This window comes from Amycolatopsis sp. NPDC004378 (genome assembly GCF_053602455.1).
The window spans coordinates 120,184-137,190 of record NZ_JBSGDR010000011.1 but is presented as its reverse complement, the minus strand read 5'-3'; the positions used below and the strand labels follow the sequence as shown (position 1 = coordinate 137,190).

Genomic DNA, 17,007 nt, shown 5'->3' with positions numbered 1-17,007 from the left:
GGAGACCGCCATGAAACTCCGCCTCATCGCCGCACTCGCCGCCGCGGCCGCCCTCATCGGCGCCGCGCTGCTCCTGCTCCTCCCGATCAACGCCACCTATAGCGGCGTCCAGGTCGGCTGCGGCACCGTGTTCAACCCGGACACGACGAAGGCCGAGAACACCGACCAGCTCGGCAACCTCGGCGATCACGGGTTCAAGGCAGCGTGCGACGACGCGACGACCGGCCGGCTCGGCTGGGGCATCGGGCTCGGAGTCGTCGGCGTGGCGGCAGCCGTCGGCGCGGGTGTCGTACGGCCGCGGCGTTCGGCGCCGGTGAGCACGCCGCCGGCCGCCGCGGCGTAGCCCGAACACGACGACGCCCCCAGCACCCTGCGGGTGTGCCGGGGGCGTCGTGTCGTGCAGCTACTTCTTCGAGCGGACCACGGTAACGAGGCCTCGCCACGTCGCCGTGGGCAGGACGAGCTGGCCGCCTTCGCGGTCCTTGGTGTCGCGCACGCCGACGACGTCGGCGGTCGGCACGAAGACGACCTCGACGCAGTTGTCGTCGTTGCCGCTCCAGCTGCTCTTGAATCCGTTCTCCTCCCAGATTTCCTCCGGGATTTCGGGTACCGTCATCCTTTCTCCATCTCTTCAATTGCGGCGGCGATGCGCTGGGCCGACTCGACTTCGTCCAGCGCCGCCGCCTCCCCGGCTTTCGCGGTCTTCCTGTACTCGGCCAGGTCTTCGTCACGATCGAGGATCTGGCCGCTTCGCCGGGTTCCGAGGTGGACGATCGAGAGCGCGTCTGTGTCCCGCGGCTCGATCATCGAGAACGCGCCGGTCATGCCGGGGTACCAGCCGGCGCTGTCGGGCACGATGAGGATGGTGGCGTTGTCCCATGTCGTGGCGATCGTGTAGACGAATCGCAGCGCGTCGGCCATCACCTCGCGGCCGCCGATCTGCTTGCGCAGCGCGGCTTCGTCGATGAGTGCCTTGTACTTCGCGGGCCGGCGGGTGAGGTGCGGATTGATCACGGCGCCGCGGCCGGCGCGCATGGCGACGCGGGCGCTGATCTCGTGGGCGGGGACGGTGCCGCCGGACATGACCGCGCGGGTGTAGCCGGAATCCTGGGTCAGGCCGGGCAGGAGCACGAGCGCGCCGTCGGTGATCGAGGCTGCGTTGGCTTCGAAGTCGGCGAGGGCGGCGTTCATCGCGGCCTGCTCGCTGAGGGTGGTGGCGGTCCAGCCGTGCTGGGTTTCGTCGCCGTGGACCATGCCGATGATCTCGTCGAAGCGGTCGCCGTTGACGCCCAGGAGGGTGAGCATCCGGGCTGCGTCTTCGACCTTGACCGGCGTCTGGCCGGTTTCGATGCGGGACAGGTGGGCCTTGGAGATGCCGACCTCGTTGGCGAACGCGGTCAGCGTGATGTTGCGGTCTTCGCGCTCGACGCGCAGGTGAGCGCCGATCTTCGCGGACTTCGCGGAGGCCTTGTTTTCTGCCATGGAACGAGGATAGAGCAGGCATCCAGCGGATACAGCGTCGCCCGATCGGCGCACTTGCGACCGTTGTTCCCTTGTGTTCCACTTGTTGTGGAACGAGAGGGAACGTTGTGAAACGGCCTCTACCACGAAGAGTACCGCGGGGCGGCGATGGAGATGAAGGTGCGCGGGTGGCGCGAGGAGCGCACCGCCTGGGCGTTCGATACGACCGGGCGGCGAGTGCCGATCGTGACCGGGCTCACTACGAGCGAAGGCCGGGTGGTCGCCGCGATGGCTGTCGCCGACGGGCCCAGTGTGATCCTGGACGGCTCGGCGTCGCAGGTGCGCGCGAACATCGTCGCCACGCTCGCCGACCTCGACGATGCCCGACGGGCAGGCCGATGATCGTGGACGAGACCGTCGCTTACGCCCGCCAGGCCCGCGCACGGCTCTGGAACGCGATGCTCGGCGGCTCCGACGTGTACGAGAACGACCGGGGGCTGCTGACCCAGCTCAACACGATCGTGCCCGACTTCGACCTGCTTGCCCGGAACGAACGGGATGTCGTTAGCCGGTTCTGGCGGTACGCCACCGGCATCCGCAACATCGCGCAGGTCGTCTACCTCGGAGCGCCGCTGCCGGTCGGGCATCCGCCGCACCGGAGTCTCGCCGAGCCCGGCCGGGTCGTGTACGTCGAGGGCGACGAGCTGCTGTACCGCAAGGGCTCGGTGTGGCTGGGCGAGAACGGCGTCGACGTCGTCCAAGCCGACCCGCTCGACGTCGCCGCGGTGATCGACGCGATCGACGGCCGGATCGATTGGCTTGAGCCGGTCGCGGTGATCGCGCCCAGCGTGCTGCCCTGGGCCGACGAAGGCCGGGCGCGAACATGGGTCAACGACATGGTCGCCGAGCTGGCACCTGGGTCGCTGGTCGCGACGACACACTTTCTCGACCCGGAACTCGAGGAGGCCGTCGCGCCGATCGAGCAGCTGCTCTTCAAGCTCGACAGCGTGGTCGGCGCGGGCTGGTTCCGACGCCGGGCGGCGATCGGCCAGCTGTTCGCCGAGCACCAGCTGGAGACACCCGGTGTCGTGAAGGCGGTCGACTGGTTCCCGAACGGGCCGCGGCTGCTGCACGGCCGATCGTTGGTCGACGAGCTGCTGGCCGTGGCGGTCGCGGTGGCGCCAAGTTCCCCCTGATCAGCCCGGTCGGCGCGCGCCCCCGTCCTTTCCCTCTGCGCGCCGGCCGGGTGTCGCGCCGGTGCAGGCGCGGCACGCTGCCGGGCCTGCGCCCCTCGGAGGCCCGGCAGCACTCCAAGCTCCGCCCGTCTCGCGTTTCCGATCCCCGCACGGCCTGCAGGGTCAGCGAGGCGGGCGGACCAGACCGTGCCTGTCCTGCGGGCGGGCGCGGAGCCGGGCCCCCGGCCGTCGCCGGGGGCCCGGCGCCTCATCGATCGAGAGGAGCGAGCCATGGTGTGGCGGTACGAAAGCCGCGACGAGCGCGACGACCGCGCCGCGCAGGAGCGCGTCGAGGCGCAGGCGGCGGAGAGGGACGAAGCCGCCGAGGACGACGAGTAGCAGCGTTCACGCCGACCGCGTCGGCGACCGGCCAAGGCCTCCGGCCGGGCGGCCCCACCCCTGAGGGCGCGGCGGCATCCCAGCGCACCGGTTCCCGCACAACCGCGTTGCGCCGCTCGGCCCCCGGGAACAGCAGGCCCGGGGGCCGAGCCCGTTTCCGAGGAGCACAGCGTGACCCCGGCGGATATCGCCCACCTGCGTCGCTGGTACGAACACGGCGCAACGCTCGAAGCACTCGCGGACGTGACCCCGTTCAGCTACCGCGCCATCCGCACGGCCCTGCTCGATGCAGGGGTCGCGCTGCGGCCGCCGCGGATCCAAGTTCCGGAGTGCCCGCCCGGCATGATCGCGGCCTACGAGGGCGGAGCCTCGATCCGGCAGGTCGCCGCGCGATACGGGCACACCTTCAACCAGGCCCGGAACATGCTGCTCGCGGCCGGGGTGCAGCTGCGTCGGCCGGGGCGCCCAGACGCAAGCTAGCCGGCGGGTTTGTGGTCGGGGGTGTCGTAGAACGGGCCCAAGCCGTCGGTGCCGTCCGGACGCGGGTGGGGCATCGCGGACCCCCAGAACGGGACGGCCTCGTCCGTGATCTCCCAGTCAGCCTGATCGAACTCGGGGCCGGCGTGGCGCGTGAACCAGCGGTCGCAGTCGGCGCGGTCGCGCCAGACGCGGCGTTCGCGGGTGACCTTGTGGCGGGCGACGCATTGCAGCACGGCGACGTCTCCGGGGCGGTGTGGGGCACGGCACCCGGCGAGCACTCCTTGGATGAGGTGTTCGACGACTCTCCTGGGTTGCCCGGTCGGGTGCCGTGCTGTCGGTGTGTCGGGCGGGACCTTCCCCGTCTCGCCCGACCCGACACACCGTAGAACACGTGTTCGACTATCGCAAGGGTCAGGTCGACGGACCGCCGGCCACCGGCGGAGGCGGGATCTCCGGCAGACTCGTGATCCGCGGCGTGCCGTCCGAGCTCGTCCCGTAGCTCGGTGTCTGGTTCGAGCCGAGCAGCAGCCGAGTCGCCCACGCCGGCAACCTGGACTCGACGGCGCGCAGCCCCGCGTACACGAGGCCGAACACCACTGGCATCAGGACGGTCGTCCAGAGCCCGTTCAGGGCGCCGATCACGCTGTCGGGAAGGCCGAGCGCGATCAGCCACGTGATCAGCGCGGACCAGAGGCTCGGGACGATGGTGCGCAGCCACGACACCAGCCGGTCGCTGAGGCCGTTCACTGGGCGAGCCTGTTCACGAGGTCGGCCGCGAGCCGGTCGGCGACGGCCTGCTCGTCCAGGCCGTCGACGTTGGCGAGGGCCTGCCGGACGGTGTCCTGCAGGGACGGCAGCAGCGCGGACGCGAGCGTGCCGGTGTCCACGCCGCCGCTGGCGAGGGCCTTGGCCATCGCGGCCTGCCCGTCGGCGAGCGCCGTGAGCTTGGTCTGCATGTCCGCGACCTCGTAGACGAGTCCGCGCTTGAGCGGGTTCTCGCCGCCGCCGACGAACACGGCGGCCCAGGTGCTGCCGGCCTGGTTCAGCAGCGCGGCCGCTTGCTGGTCGGTGAGTACTGCCATGGTGTCTTCCTCCGTGGTCTGGCCGCCGAGGAGGGCGGCGAGTTGGTCTCGGGTGCCGCGGAACGCCGAGGCGTCCAGCGGCGCGTACCCGGCGATCCGGGCCGAGCTGGTGAACTGGAGCAGCGCGACGTCGAGCCCGCCGTAGCCGGACCAGTACGAGGCGGGCACGCGGGTCCATTCGTCGGCGAGGAGCCCGACGACGTTGTCCGGGTACCGGGAGCTCCACAGCGGCGGCAGGCCCGCGAGCGATGGCGAGCCGAGCTGCTGCCAGTACCAGCGCGGCAGGTACAGGAGCGGCACCCGGTAGCCGGCGGCGCGCAGCTGCGTCACGAGGTCGCGGGTCAGGGCGACGCCGCCGGAGTTCGCTTCGACGTCCGGGATCACCGGAACGTCCAGGGGGACGACCTGCCGGATCTTCGCGACGTGCTGCGCCGCGGTGGCGCTGCTGCGCTGGTACCAGTAGGCGGCGACGAGCTGGCCGGCGGCGCGCGCCTCGGCGAGGTTCGACGCGAAGTCCGGGTCGACGAAGTTGTTGCCCTCGCCCGCTTTGAGGATCGCGAGTTCGCAGCCGTCGGCTCGTGCAGCCGCGAGGCTGAGCGCTTTGTCCTGGTGGTGAGAGATGTCGATCGCGAACGTGATGGCCACGTCAGCCTCCGTTCGTGGTGATGAGGGTGATGAGCGCGACGACGGCGGCCAGGGCGAGGCCGAGCGCGGCGAGGATCACCTGGGCGGGGCGCCGGCCGACGATGACCGCGGCCGCGGTGAGCGCGACAGCGACGCAGATCAGCACCGTGATGAGGGTGGGGTCCATCAGCTTCCTCCAACGGGGAGAGGCGGATCACTGCTCGGCGGCGCCGAGCGGGTGCACGTGTAGCGGGGTGCGGCCGGGTCGAAGGGGTCCGCGCGGGTGCAGGTTCCGGTCGAGCCGTCCGGGTAGGACGTCGTCCACCCGGCGGGCGGCTGGCCGTCCGCGCCGCGGCACTGGCTCGCGTCGGCCATACACGGCGGCGGGTCGCCCTTCTCGCCCTTCACGCCCTGCGGGCCGCGGCACGGCTCGTCGGCCTGCCCGCAGTACGCCGCGACCGCGGCGGCGACCTGATCCGCCGTAGCGTTCGCTCCGTTGGCCCCGTCGGTGCCGTTCTTCGGCGTCGGGATCCGGGCGACGACGGCCTCGACGATCAGGTCGAAGTTCGGCGACGCCCCATCAGCGCCGCGGCACGGATGCGACGGCGCCGCGCAGAACTCCGCGACCGCGGTCCGTGCGGCCTGCCGAAGCTGGGCCGGGTCGGCCTGGGCGGCCTGGGCGACCGGAGGCTGGTCCTTCACCTCCGCGGCCTTCGCGCACGCCCCACGCTGCACCAGCTCGGCCGCTGCCGGGCCGCCCTTCGCGCAGGCCTCGGCGACCTGGTCGGCGAGGGACTTCGCCTGCGACTGCACCGCGGCCGCGTCCTGCCGCACGATGATCGGGCTGATCGTCGCCCACGCCGCGGCGACGAAGGCAAGCGCCGAGAGGACGACGGCGACGACTGCAATCCGGCTACGCATCTACATCACCGACCTTCCGCTTCGCGCGGGCCGCGACGTCCTCGGCCCGCCACCGACGCCGGCGCTCGTCGTCGACCTGGTCGACGTTCCGTTCGCGTTCCTTGTCGAGCAGCGCCTGGACGCGCTCGGTCCGCTGATCGGCGCGGTCCGCGCGGCGCTCGGCGCGGAGCCACAGCCAGACGAGGACGATGACGACGACGAGCAGAGCCGCCGAAGGACCAGCGCTCTGCAGAAGCTGACCGATGTCAAGAGCACCCACCGTCACCCCTTTCGTGCTTCTCAGTTGCCCACTGTGGACGGTTCATCACGGGCCGAGCCGGTAGGCGGTGACGCCGGTGACGAGGTCGCTGCCGGACTCGTGCGTGGCGTTCGTTGTCGTGGTGACGAACGCGTAGCAGCGGAACGTGCCGCCCGCGGCGATCCGTTTCGGCACCGAGCACGAGACGTTCAACCCTCCGGCGGCGCTGGGGGTGCTGCTCTTCGCCCACTGGTCCGTCAGCCCACCCGAGCCTGTGATCATGCAGTACCGGTCGGTGGTCGACGAAACGAACCGCACGGCCAGGCTGATCAGGTAGATCCCGCCGCGGGTCACCGTGAAGACTCCGGCGCTGTGCGAGATCCCGTCGATCGTCGCCGGGTTGCTGCCGATCCACGGAGTCCAGTTGTTGATCAGCGTGCCGGTGCCGATCGCCAGGTTCGCCGAGATCGTCCACTCGCCCTGCTCGGAACCCGGGGTGATGTTGTTCAGGTCATCGGCGCGGATCTTCTGCCCCGCAGCCCAAAACGCCATAGCTTTTCTCCTAGAAGGCGAGCACCGGCAGATGCCAGACGGACACGGACAGGCCCGCGGCGCGCGCGGCCGGGAGGGCGTCGACGGTGAACGTCTGCGGCGAACTGGATCCCGAGCACGCGGTGGCGCGCACCTGGATCCCGCCGACGTTCAGGTAGAGCGGGAAGTTGTCCGCGACTGTCGTCCATAGTGGACCCGAGTTCGTTTTCACCGACAGCGTCGTCGCGCCCGCCGACGCCGACGTGTTCACCTGGGAGTCGCTGGTGTCGGCGCGGCCGAGCCAGGGGTTTGTGTCTCCGCTGATGGTGGCGGCCTCGGCGACTGCCCACGGGCCGCCCGGCGTGCACGCCACGGTGATCGTGTGCTCCATGCCTTTCAGCACCTCGGCGTAGCCGATCCCGATCAGGTCGAGGTCGGCGCTGATGATCGCGGCGTTCGGGTTCGTCGCGACGATCCGGTCGTCGATGTCGAACGCCAGCATGTCGAGGTACAGCTGCGTGGATTTCGACGCCGCGCGCGCGAGGTTCAGCTCCATCGACGGGTACCGCGCGCTCGTGTCCAACCCGAGGTGCAGCAGCCAGTAGGCCCGGTCGGCGAGATCCCGGTCGGTCCAGAGCCGGAACGACTCACTCGTGGCGTACTCGCCCTTCACCGCGACCGACGCGTCGTCGCGGACCGCGATACTCGACCCGCTTTCCCGCTTCGCCTCCACGATGTTGATGGTCGACTGGTCGTCCTTCGGCATCGCGAACGGAGGCGCCAGCTGCCCGGCCGAGATGTCCAACGTGAGCACGGCGTCCTGGTTGAACTTCGACCGGCCGTACCGGAACACGAAACCCTCGACGTCCCGGTCCTCGTAGAGCGTGGCCAGCTCGACCTTCGCGGTCTCGTCGAGCAGCGCCATGAGCCCGGACAGCGGCTGCAGCCCCATGTTGGTGTAGAAGTGGCTGACACCCGGGCGGCGAATCGCCGAGACCTCGATGCCGGCCGCGTCCAGCAGCCGCTGCGCACGCGCCAGCGACGTCTCGGTGTACGGCTCGAACCCGATCATGTCGGGGAAGCTGTACGCGTTCAACGAGTTCTGGAACGTGAACAGCGCCTGGATGGCGTTGCGCAGCGCGACATGCCCGATGGCGGACTTCAGGACCTGTCCACCGGCGGCGACGTAGACGCCTTGCGGCGCGCCGATCGTACGGCCGGTCAGCGTCGAACCGCTCGACGCGCCGACGGTCGAGTTGATCGGGTATTGCGCCACCTGGTAGCTGATGTCCGAGCCGCTCTGTGTCAGCTCGACCGAGATCAGCGACGGCACACCGTTCAGGCTGGTGACCAAGTTGGGCGATGTCCCGAGCGACGTCTTGGCCGCGTCGTAGAACTCCAGGTAGATGGAGCCGGAGGACGCGGTCGCGTACCGCACGTCGATGTAGGCGCACGTCCCTGTCAGCTGCAGCTGCAGCAGCGAACAGCCGTTGGTCTCGGACCCGTCCCCGGGCGGGATGAAGCAGAACAGCGCCTGCATCACCCCGGTAGCAGCGGCGCCTACGATCGGCGGCGCGAACAGCCGGCCACCGTTCGGGGCCAGCACCGCCTTCGAGCCGGGGAACGTCGTGTTCGACGCGAACTGCACCAGGTTCGTGCCCGACGGCTGGATCATCGGCGGCTGATTCGGCAGGCCCGACGCGGCCTGCGACGACGAGGACTCGTCCTCCATCGGGTAATACAGCAAGTTCGGCGGGGACAGCTCGAACGACATCACCCGCCGCAGCGGCGAGTACACCGGCGGCTGCCCCTGCGACAACCGGCGCCGCGGGCCCCCGCACTCCACGCGCACCGTGACGTCCCGGCCCGAAGTGTCCGACTGGGCCGTCAGCGCCGCGACCGACCCGGCGTACCGGTTCGAACGCACTTCCCAGTTGTCGTAGGAGATCGTGAAGGGCACGTTGGTATTGCCGGTGTTCGCCAGGCCCCACAGGCCCGCGTGGCCTTTCGGCCGGTCGAGCAGGTCGCTGAAGGCGTGAATGGCGCCCTCGGCGTGCCAGGTGCTCGGCTCGGCCGACGCTGCGGGCCACACCCGGACCCGAATCGTCTGGCCGGCCAGCTGGGCGCGCATCCGGATGGCCTGCCCGGTGAAGGCGAAGTCCGTGATCGTCACCGGGGTCGCGATGGTGTAGCCGAGCAGCTCGTGGATCACGTCGACCGTCATCACTTCGGCGGCGGAGATCCGGAGTCGGGCGAGGAACTGGTCGGTGCCGGTGAGCTGGCCCAGGACGACGCCTGCGCCGACTTCCGCTCCGGTGACGTTGCTGAACGGGAACGTGAACGTGACGGCGACGTCGTGCGAGGCGTAGGTCTGGTTGGTTTGCAGCGCCTCACCGGTCTGGTTCGCCGCGGTGAACGCGATCTTCCCCGCGCCGCTCGACTCCGAGTACCGGCTGGCGGTGCCCGTGACCCCCCACGTGCCGCCGCGTTCGGGTGTGGCGAACCCGTTCGACGCCGTCCCGGAGAACGACGACTTGGCCACGCGGGTCGCGACCCGCACCGGTGTGCCCTGGCCGAAACTGCCGTAGTACGGCGACAGCGGGTTGTCCGGCGAGAACGCGCCGTCGATGGACTCCAGCGTGAACTCGCAGCTCTGCGACTGCGGCTGAGCCAGCCCCGTCGACCCGCTCGACTTGCCCCGCCGGATCCGGACACCGTCGGACAGGCGAACACGCCCGGCCGCGGCGACATCCACCCATGCGCCGTTCAGCCACAGCTCGACCGCGACATCTTCGGGCGCGTAGGGGAAGTCGGCCATCAGTTCCTCCCCAGCACCATCTGCACGTCGCCGCCCTCGACCCGGATGCGGTCACGCAGCCAATCCAGCACGCGCGTGTCCGCCCCGGACAGGTCGACCACGAGCCGGATCGTGGTGACCGGGACCCTGCCGCTGCTCGTCGCGTTACCCGACGACGAGGGCTGCGCTCCAGCGGCCGACGGCAGGCTGTCGACCCAGCCGCCGTAGGTGCGCAGCTGGTCCTGCAGGATCGGAGGCAGCGACCCGATCCCGTTCGCGGTCGCCCGCGCCCGCAGCTTCGCGTAGCCCTCCTCGGTGAGCATCGGATGCGGGCCCTTCGGCGCCGGGCCATAGAACGACGACGACACCCAACTGCCGTCCTCCGCCTGGATCGGCCCGCCGCCGGCGAACCCGTTCACCCCCGCGTTGATCGCCTCCAGCAGCGGGCGCCACTTCCGGGTCTGCGACGCCCGGATCACCATCTCGCCCGCCGACCCCGCGATCGGGCCACGCGACGACAGCGCCAGGATGCTGTCCGACGTCCCCGTGCCCGGACCGCGCATGATCCCGCCGGCGCGGATGTCGAGCATGCTGCCGCCCTCGGCGAACCGCGGCACCGACCGGATCTCGCCGCCCGCGGCGTACCCGACCATGCCGCCCTTCGCGAGCCGGTTCGCCGCCGCGCCGAGCCCCGAGATCGACGGCGCGATGAACACGCCCTGGATCACCGCCGTGCGCGTGCGGGCCGCGTAGTTCAGGGCGCCCTCCGCGGCTCCGGTACGGGCGTCGGCGTTGACCCACGCCCACTTCCCGTTCGTGCTCGCCACCCACAGCTGCACCTTCCCGGTCGCCGGGTCGATGCGGCTGTCGGTGTTCGTCCACGCCCACGTACCGTTGGCCTGCGCCAGCCAGGTCTGGACCTTCCCGGTCGCCGGGTCGACGCGCGTGTCCGTGGTCGTCATGCCGATCGTGCCGTCCGCGCGCTGCTGCCACACCTGCACCGCCCCGACCGCGTCCGCGGTGTTCGCGTGCACCGTGACCGTGCCCTGGTAGTGGTTCACCTCACCGATCAACGCGGACGCCGCGTCCCGGCCCGGCTGCGTGTTCGCGAACACCTGGAACGTGCCGTCCGGCAACGCAACCACCTGGTAGCCGAGCTCCTCCAGATTCTTCTTCGCGTCCTCCGTCAGCGTCGAGACCTTGACGCCCTTCTCCGGCGGCACCTTCAGCAGCTCTTCGAGGACGGTTTGCACCTGCACCTTCGACGCCTCGCCGCCGGACACCTTCAGCACCGTCTGGATCTCACTCGGGATCGCGCCGTAGTGCTCGAGAACCTTCTGGATCTCCTGGTCGTTGAGACCCCACGCCTTGAGCTGGTTGCGGAGCTGGCCTTCCATCGGCGCGAGCGCCTGGGTGATCTCCTGCGACGACTTGCCCTGGTCCTTCAGTGACTGCGCGAACGCCGCCATGTGCCCCGCGGCCTCGCGGACGAAGTTCTGCAGCTTCGACCCGGCCTCCGAGGTGGTGTTGATCGCCCCCGCGGTGTTGATGAAGTCCTTGGCGTGCTTGGGCAAGTCCAGGTTCTTCATCGAGTCGGCGGCCTCGCGCATCTGGTCGTTCCACGCCTGCTGAGCTTCCTCGGCCGTGAGCTGCGAGCCGTGCAGCGCGTCGAACACGTCGATGAGAGCGTTGCCCTTGGACTGGACGTCGCCGCCTGCCTGCGCGAGCGTTCCGAAGGCCGCGGCCAGGTTCGCGGAGGCGGCCTGCCCGATCGTCGAGGCCTCGTTGAGCTTCAGCTGCTCGACCGAGACGCCGCTGAGCGCCGACTTCAGGCTCCGCGCGGCTTCCTGGGTGTCTCGCAGCGACTTCGACTGCTCGCCCGCCGCGCCGATGACGTTCAACGCCGCGTCGAGCTGATCCCGCTCCGCTTGCGTGAGGTTGCCGGTGTCGTACGCCGCGTCCTGGGCCGCGCCGCCGTTGGCTGCGAGGGCCTTCGCGTGCTCGCGGAACATCCACGCGTTATCGCTGCCGACCTTGCCCTGCGCGATGAAGCTGTCGTAGAGCTGGTTGGCCCTACCGGTGAGCTCCGACATCGCGTCGCCGTTGCCCATCGCGGCGGACTGGACCGTGCCGAGCGACACACCGAGCGCAGCGGCGTTCCCGGCCGCGTTCTTGTCCGCCAACGCCTTCGCGGTCGTGTTACTGATCGACGTGCCGATCACGCCGCCGTCCTCACGCAGCGCCGAGGTGAGGTTCTGCACGTTCGTTGCGTGCGCCTGCGCCTTGGCCGCGGCCTCCTCCTGCCGGCGCCCCAGCTCGGCGAGGAGCACGCTCAACCCGACGGTGGCGATCGCGGCCGGGTTGAACGCCCCGGACACGAGCCCGGCCCCGGCCTCCTTGAGCGAGTTCATCGGGTTGCGGGCGTTCACCAGGTCGCTGCCGAGGTTCTTCAGCTTGCTGCCGAAGCCCTCGAACCCGGCGGTCGCGTCGATCCCGAACTTCGACAGCAGCATCGACGTCGCCGTCAGCGACCCGCCGATCTGGTTGAGCCCAGGCGGCAGCGACGACACGACGCTCGCCAGCCCCGACAGCACCGTGATCAGCCCGGAACCGGTGGTCGAGAAACCCTGCAGGAACCCCATCACGCCGGAGCCCTGCGCGGTCATCCGCACCAGCGCACCGGTCGCCTCGTCGACGAGCACGTGCAGCGAGTTCAGCGGCCCGGCCGAGCCATTGGCCAGGTTCGCGAACAACGTCCCCAGCCGCGCCTCCAGCAGCTGCACCGTCCCACCGAACCGCGACATCCCAGCCCCGGCCGCGTCGCTGCCCTGCGACGCGTTCGTGAAGAACTCGGCCAGTCCTTGCCCCGCCTGCCCCGTGAACGACCGTAGCCCCTTGAACACCGGCTCCGACCGCTGGACCGCAGTCAGCATCCCCGGCATCGCGTTCTCCGCGAAATCCGTGACCGACCCGCCGAGCTCCCGGATCGCCGGGCCCGACGCGGCGACGGCGGCCTGCACCTGCGGTGTCAGCCGGTCCCACGCCTTCCCGGCGCCCTGCAGCGTCTCGATGATGTCGCCCTCAACCGCCTGGCCCATGCCGTTGACGTCGTCGAGGACGTTGTTCGCCATGCTCTTCGCTGCGACCTGGACCTTCTCCGACGATGACGCCGCGTACACCCCGAGCGCCGCGAACCCCGCACCCATCGCCGCGAGCGCAACCGTAACGCCGGCCGCGCCCACTGCGGCCGCAGCGGGCAGACCGACCGACAAGCCAATGAAACGGAGCGCCTCGAACTGCGACTGCGATCGCTTCGCGACCTTGTTCATCTCCTGCTCGACCCCGGCGCCGGCCTTCCGGGCCGAGTTGCGGGCCTTCGCCTCGTCGACTTCGGCCGGGATGTTCGCCTTGACCCCGGCCTCCGCGGCATCGACCATCGCCTGCAGCTTCGCGCGGAACGCGGCCGCTTCCTCAGGCTTAACAGGCACCTCGGTCTTGAGCAGTGCCGCGGCCTTCTTCAGCGAGGCCTCGAGGTCTTGCCGGAACATTTCGGTATCCGGAGTGGCCGGGATCTTGATGGCTCCGGATGCGGCGTGCTTGATCGACGCCTCGATGTCCTTCCGCCACGCCGCGTCGATCGGGTTGTCGGCCTTGACCGGCAGCTTCGCCGGGGTCTTCTTGCTCTCCTTCTCGAACCCGTCGCGTGTCTTCTTCGCTGCGTCCTCGCCGGCCTTGCCGAGCTCGTCGCCGAGGCTGCCCGAGAAGTTGCCGGAGAACGACTTCGCGGCCTCCTGGCCGGCTTTCTGAGCCGCGTTGATCGAGGACTTGGTGAGCTTGCCGGAGAAGCTGCCGTTGAAGTCGTCGGCGGCGTCTTCACCGGCTTTGCTTGCCTTTCGACGCGTCGCACCCGCGAATGCGTCGCCGGCCTGCTCGCCGGCGCGCTTTGCTTTTGCCTTCTGAGACGCGGCGAACTTGTCGCCGTCGGGGTCGTCCCAGTGCACTCGGATGCGCACGTCGTTGCTCACTCAGGCCTCCTTCCGGTACGCGTAGTTGACGATCTCGACCAACTGGAGTAGCTCGTCGCTTTCTTCGGCCACCGCGAGAGGTGACATCCCGAATCGCTCGCCCAGGCGGACGAGCGTTTCGGCGTGGATCAGCTCGCGAGGACGGCCATCTGCTGCATCGACTCCTCCAGTTCGAGGTCCCGCTCCGGCGGCGCGGGCTCGTTCGTCTGCGCGCCATCGGTCGATGGCGCGTCTAAAGGGACGTTCGGGTAGATCGCCTCCGTGTAGGCATTGACGATCGCCGTGAGCACCGGCTCCTCAAGCGACCACAGACTTTCCGCCGTCATCGGCAGCACCTCGTCGGTGTCGTCGTCCGTGACGTTCCACGAGATCATGAACTGCGGCAGCGCATCGACCTGCTTTTTCCAGTCGCCGAGCGCCTCGTAGTCCATGCGCTCGCGGATCGACCCGCGGCGCAGCTTGACCTCGAGACCGGCGAACTGGCCGTCGAACTCGAGGGTGTAGATCGTCTGGGTGCGTTTGAATCCCATTGCGGCGGTCCTTTGTGGTCAGGGGCCGATCACGACCAGGTCGGCACGGTGCCGTCGGCGAGGGAGAACGGCGCGTCGAAGGTGAGTTCGCCGGACGCCGCGCGCTTGATCGAGTAGTCGGTGAGCACGCACTCGTTGTTGAGGGTGACGCCGCCGACGGTCAGCGACACCGTTCGCGCGACCGAGGTGGACGGCACGGTCTTGAACACGTCGTGCGCGCGGTTGGCGGTCGGGTTCATGACCCCGGTGAACGTGCCGGAGAAGTCGGCCAGCAGCAGCAGCCGCTCCATCGCGGACTTGTCCACGCCGGTCACGTCCTGGACGTTGCGCGGGGTCGCGAAGTCGAAGTTCGTGATGTCGTTGCGGATGTCCCGCGCGGTGCCCGCGGCGTCGTCGACGCTGAGGGTGGTCATCCCGAGACCGGAGATCTTGGCCATGGTGGTGTGCTCCTATCCGTTGATCTGCCGCGCCAGCGCGGTCGTCTTGGTGTGCAGGTGGTCCGTCCAGGCGTCGGGCCCGGAGTGCTGGGTGAGGGCGCCGTCGTCGCCGCGTACGACGAACAGTTCCGGCCGGCCGATCGGGGCGAGGTGGCCGTGCTGTGGCCGTCCTTGGTGGACGACGGTGGAGAAGCAGTCCTGGCCCGGTTCGAACGTGAACTCGGTGAGGCCTTCTTCGGTGCGGCGTTCGGTGAACCGGCGCCCGGCCGTCGTGCGCACGTACGCGGCCTGCCGACGACCGAGGTCGAGGTTCTCGTCGAAGTAGCTTTTCCAGCCGTTGACGTGCGCTGGGCACTGCTCCTCGGCGCAGGAGCGGACGCGCCAGTGGGTGTCGAGCGGCGCGGAGATCTCGAAGTGGTCCATCAGCATGGCGGCGGCCCTTTCAGAAGACGGTGGAGATGTCGTTGCGGACGGCGACCACCGCGAAGACGGCGTTGGTGAACGTGCCGGTGGTGATCGCGCGGAGGTACCGTTTGACGGTCTGGTTCCGCGCGGTCTGCAGGCGTTCGAAGGTGCGGCCGGCGGCGGCGGTGAAGGTGCCGCCGACGACGTCGGCCCAGGGGTCGCCGACGCCGTTGTCGCTGGACTCCTGCACTTTCACCGTCACCGAGGTGCCGGTGAACGCGAACACGTGCAGGTAGAACTGGGCGCCGAAGTTCGCCGGGCCCGTGAATCCGGGCGGCGAGCCGGGGCCCATGTCGACACCGGTGCCGTTCGTCGCGGTCGCGTCGGTCCGCTTCCCCTGCGTCAGCTGCACACCCCATTCGAGGCCGAAGGCGTTCGCGGCGGCCGACACGTCGAGGGTGATTTCGCCGGAGGTGGCGCGCTTGAGGTCGTAGTTCAGCTGCTTGCTGGTGCAGCACGCCGCCGGCGCGCCGAGGCTGGTGCCGCGGCAGTAGGTGACGAGCTGGTCCGCGGTGGCCAGGGGCGAGAGGACCTTGTGCGCGCCGTCGACGGTGCCGCCGCCGGCGATGGTTTCGGGGTTGAGGTAGCCGGTGAGGTCGATGCCGCCGTCGCGGAGTCCGCCGATGCGTTCCATCGCGGACTTGTCGATGCCGGTGCTGTCGATCGGGGAGAATCCGCCGCCGACCTTCCCGAGTTCGCGGATGTCGTTCGAGATCGCGTAACCGGACCAGTAGAGGTTGTCGCCGAGTCCGCTTTGCTTTGCCACGTCAGGCCTCCTTCTTGGTGATCACGGCCTGGCGGACGAACGCGTCCTTGGCCTCCAGCAGCTTCCGCAGCCCCACCGTCAGCTCGGGGCCGTCCGGGAGCGCGCGCAGCATCTCGTCGGCGAGCGCGGCGCACGGCTTCGAGATGGCCTGCAGGCGCTCGGGAAGGTGGGCGTAGGCGAACAGCGGCGCGAAGTGCGCGACGCTCGGGTGCCGGTCCTGCCACGCAGTACTCATGGTGTCTGCTCCCAGACGTCGTTGATGATGATCGGGACGGTCACGTCGAGCACGCGGTAGATCTTGTTGTCCCGGTTCAGGTATCCAGCGCGCGCAGACAGCGGAATGCCGTACATGCCCAGCAGATCCACCGCGCGCGCGTCACCGTCGAGCTCGAAGTTCTTGTGGATCGAGCCGATGAGGTTCCCCGCCGCCCGGACGACCCGAGGGTCGATCCCGTCCTGCGGTTCCGACTTCATGTCCGTGCTGACGCGGGCCTTCACCGCCAGCCGGCACGACGTGGCCGCCGCGCCGCTGCTCTGGATCGGGTCGATCGTGTCCGTGAAGATCTCGCAGTGCGTCCCCAGGCCCGGCGAGTTCTTCGCCTCGTGCCCGTTCACCGTGTCGAACAGCCCCAGCCGGGACGCATGGGAGATCAGCGCGTCCTGGTAGACCTCGTAGTCGATGAAGTCGTCGCTGCTCATGCGTTCAACCTCCCCACGCACTGATCCACCAGCGGCCGCAGGACCGTCGGCGCCTGTTGCTCGAGCGTCTGGGTGGCGCGCCGGAAGCTGAAGTAGCCGGCAAACCGGGTGACCGGCGAGTTGCGGGAGCCGACGCCTTCGAGCCACGGCCCGTAGATGACGTCGCTGTCGTGCACGAGCTGGGTGTCGCCGTCGCGTTCGGTCGCGATCTGCGTCTCGTAGTACGGGGTCGGGTTGCGGATCGAGATGTCGAGGTTCTGGTGGACGTCGGCGACGCCCTGGCCGCCGAGCCGGTTCAGGCCGTCGTCCTCGAGGTGCCGCCGCGCGGCCGGGTTGCGTTCGTCGAAGAACGGCCCGGAGATCGTCACATCGGCCAC

22 protein-coding genes are annotated in these 17,007 nt (G+C 69.8%); 4 read left to right on the top strand and 18 right to left on the bottom strand.

All coding sequences use genetic code 11. The features are described from left to right. The first annotated feature begins 10 nt into the window (after positions 1–10). The gene (locus tag ACWEN0_RS29120; RefSeq protein WP_451980327.1) at positions 11–343 is read left to right on the top strand and encodes a hypothetical protein; all 333 of its coding nucleotides are present in this window, start codon (positions 11–13) and stop codon (positions 341–343) included. A 60-nt stretch (positions 344–403) separates the two neighbouring features. Here the strand turns inward: ACWEN0_RS29120 and ACWEN0_RS29115 are convergent, their stop codons facing one another. Both ACWEN0_RS29115 and ACWEN0_RS29110 read right to left on the bottom strand, forming a co-directional pair. Then, positions 404–616, bottom strand: a complete 213-nt coding sequence (locus tag ACWEN0_RS29115; protein WP_451980324.1) for a DUF397 domain-containing protein — start codon at positions 614–616, stop codon at positions 404–406. Beyond that, entirely contained in the window at positions 613–1,482 is an 870-nt protein-coding gene (locus tag ACWEN0_RS29110) for a helix-turn-helix domain-containing protein (RefSeq protein ID WP_451980321.1), read from the bottom strand. The genes ACWEN0_RS29115 and ACWEN0_RS29110 overlap by 4 nt, the downstream gene beginning before the upstream one ends. Positions 1,483–1,629: 147 nt before the next feature. Between ACWEN0_RS29110 and ACWEN0_RS29105 the strand changes: the two genes are divergently transcribed. From ACWEN0_RS29105 to ACWEN0_RS29095, 3 genes are all read left to right on the top strand, one after another. Continuing rightward, positions 1,630–1,863 (top strand): hypothetical protein, encoded by a 234-nt coding sequence (locus tag ACWEN0_RS29105; protein WP_451980318.1) that lies wholly within the window; start codon positions 1,630–1,632, stop codon positions 1,861–1,863. 2 nt (positions 1,864–1,865) lie between these two features. Next, complete coding sequence (locus ACWEN0_RS29100) at positions 1,866–2,657, top strand: SAM-dependent methyltransferase (RefSeq protein WP_451980315.1); 792 nt, start codon at positions 1,866–1,868, stop codon at positions 2,655–2,657. A gap of 549 nt (positions 2,658–3,206) precedes the next feature. Then, positions 3,207–3,515, top strand: coding sequence for a helix-turn-helix domain-containing protein (locus ACWEN0_RS29095; RefSeq protein ID WP_451980313.1), 309 nt, complete (start codon positions 3,207–3,209; stop codon positions 3,513–3,515). Here ACWEN0_RS29095 and ACWEN0_RS29090 read toward each other — a convergent pair. The 16 genes from ACWEN0_RS29090 to ACWEN0_RS29015 form a co-directional block, all read right to left on the bottom strand. After that, entirely contained in the window at positions 3,512–3,748 is a 237-nt protein-coding gene (locus ACWEN0_RS29090) for a hypothetical protein (RefSeq protein ID WP_451980310.1), read from the bottom strand. The two genes, ACWEN0_RS29095 and ACWEN0_RS29090, sit on opposite strands and share 4 nt — an antisense overlap. Positions 3,749–3,926: 178 nt before the next feature. Beyond that, complete coding sequence (locus ACWEN0_RS29085; protein WP_451980307.1) at positions 3,927–4,262, bottom strand: hypothetical protein; 336 nt, start codon at positions 4,260–4,262, stop codon at positions 3,927–3,929. After that, the gene (locus tag ACWEN0_RS29080; protein ID WP_451980304.1) at positions 4,259–5,242 is read right to left on the bottom strand and encodes a glycoside hydrolase family 25 protein; all 984 of its coding nucleotides are present in this window, start codon (positions 5,240–5,242) and stop codon (positions 4,259–4,261) included. The genes ACWEN0_RS29085 and ACWEN0_RS29080 overlap by 4 nt, the downstream gene beginning before the upstream one ends. 1 nt (position 5,243) lies before the next feature. Beyond that, positions 5,244–5,408 carry a hypothetical protein gene (locus tag ACWEN0_RS29075; protein ID WP_451980301.1) on the bottom strand — a complete coding sequence of 55 codons (165 nt, stop codon included), beginning with the start codon at positions 5,406–5,408 and terminating at the stop codon, positions 5,244–5,246. Further along, the gene (locus ACWEN0_RS29070; protein WP_451980298.1) at positions 5,408–6,142 is read right to left on the bottom strand and encodes a hypothetical protein; all 735 of its coding nucleotides are present in this window, start codon (positions 6,140–6,142) and stop codon (positions 5,408–5,410) included. The genes ACWEN0_RS29075 and ACWEN0_RS29070 overlap by 1 nt, the downstream gene beginning before the upstream one ends. Beyond that, positions 6,135–6,401, bottom strand: coding sequence for an MYXO-CTERM sorting domain-containing protein (locus ACWEN0_RS29065; protein ID WP_451980295.1), 267 nt, complete (start codon positions 6,399–6,401; stop codon positions 6,135–6,137). The genes ACWEN0_RS29070 and ACWEN0_RS29065 overlap by 8 nt, the downstream gene beginning before the upstream one ends. A gap of 45 nt (positions 6,402–6,446) precedes the next feature. Continuing rightward, positions 6,447–6,932, bottom strand: coding sequence for a hypothetical protein (locus ACWEN0_RS29060; protein WP_451980292.1), 486 nt, complete (start codon positions 6,930–6,932; stop codon positions 6,447–6,449). Between the two features lie 10 nt (positions 6,933–6,942). Next, the gene (locus tag ACWEN0_RS29055) at positions 6,943–9,729 is read right to left on the bottom strand and encodes a hypothetical protein (protein ID WP_451980289.1); all 2,787 of its coding nucleotides are present in this window, start codon (positions 9,727–9,729) and stop codon (positions 6,943–6,945) included. Then, complete coding sequence (locus ACWEN0_RS29050) at positions 9,729–13,733, bottom strand: hypothetical protein (protein WP_451980286.1); 4,005 nt, start codon at positions 13,731–13,733, stop codon at positions 9,729–9,731. Before ACWEN0_RS29050 ends, ACWEN0_RS29055 begins: the two co-directional genes overlap by 1 nt. Positions 13,734–13,861: 128 nt before the next feature. Next, the gene (locus ACWEN0_RS29045; RefSeq protein WP_451980283.1) at positions 13,862–14,263 is read right to left on the bottom strand and encodes a hypothetical protein; all 402 of its coding nucleotides are present in this window, start codon (positions 14,261–14,263) and stop codon (positions 13,862–13,864) included. A 29-nt stretch (positions 14,264–14,292) separates the two neighbouring features. Then, positions 14,293–14,700, bottom strand: a complete 408-nt coding sequence (locus ACWEN0_RS29040; RefSeq protein WP_451980280.1) for a hypothetical protein — start codon at positions 14,698–14,700, stop codon at positions 14,293–14,295. A 12-nt stretch (positions 14,701–14,712) separates the two neighbouring features. Then, positions 14,713–15,129, bottom strand: a complete 417-nt coding sequence (locus ACWEN0_RS29035) for a hypothetical protein (protein WP_451980277.1) — start codon at positions 15,127–15,129, stop codon at positions 14,713–14,715. Positions 15,130–15,142: 13 nt separating this feature from the next. Continuing rightward, positions 15,143–15,931, bottom strand: a complete 789-nt coding sequence (locus tag ACWEN0_RS29030) for a hypothetical protein (RefSeq protein ID WP_451980274.1) — start codon at positions 15,929–15,931, stop codon at positions 15,143–15,145. A gap of 1 nt (position 15,932) precedes the next feature. After that, entirely contained in the window at positions 15,933–16,166 is a 234-nt protein-coding gene (locus tag ACWEN0_RS29025) for a hypothetical protein (RefSeq protein ID WP_451980271.1), read from the bottom strand. Continuing rightward, positions 16,163–16,630, bottom strand: coding sequence for a hypothetical protein (locus tag ACWEN0_RS29020; RefSeq protein WP_451980268.1), 468 nt, complete (start codon positions 16,628–16,630; stop codon positions 16,163–16,165). Before ACWEN0_RS29020 ends, ACWEN0_RS29025 begins: the two co-directional genes overlap by 4 nt. Next, complete coding sequence (locus ACWEN0_RS29015; RefSeq protein ID WP_451980265.1) at positions 16,627–17,007, bottom strand: hypothetical protein; 381 nt, start codon at positions 17,005–17,007, stop codon at positions 16,627–16,629. Before ACWEN0_RS29015 ends, ACWEN0_RS29020 begins: the two co-directional genes overlap by 4 nt.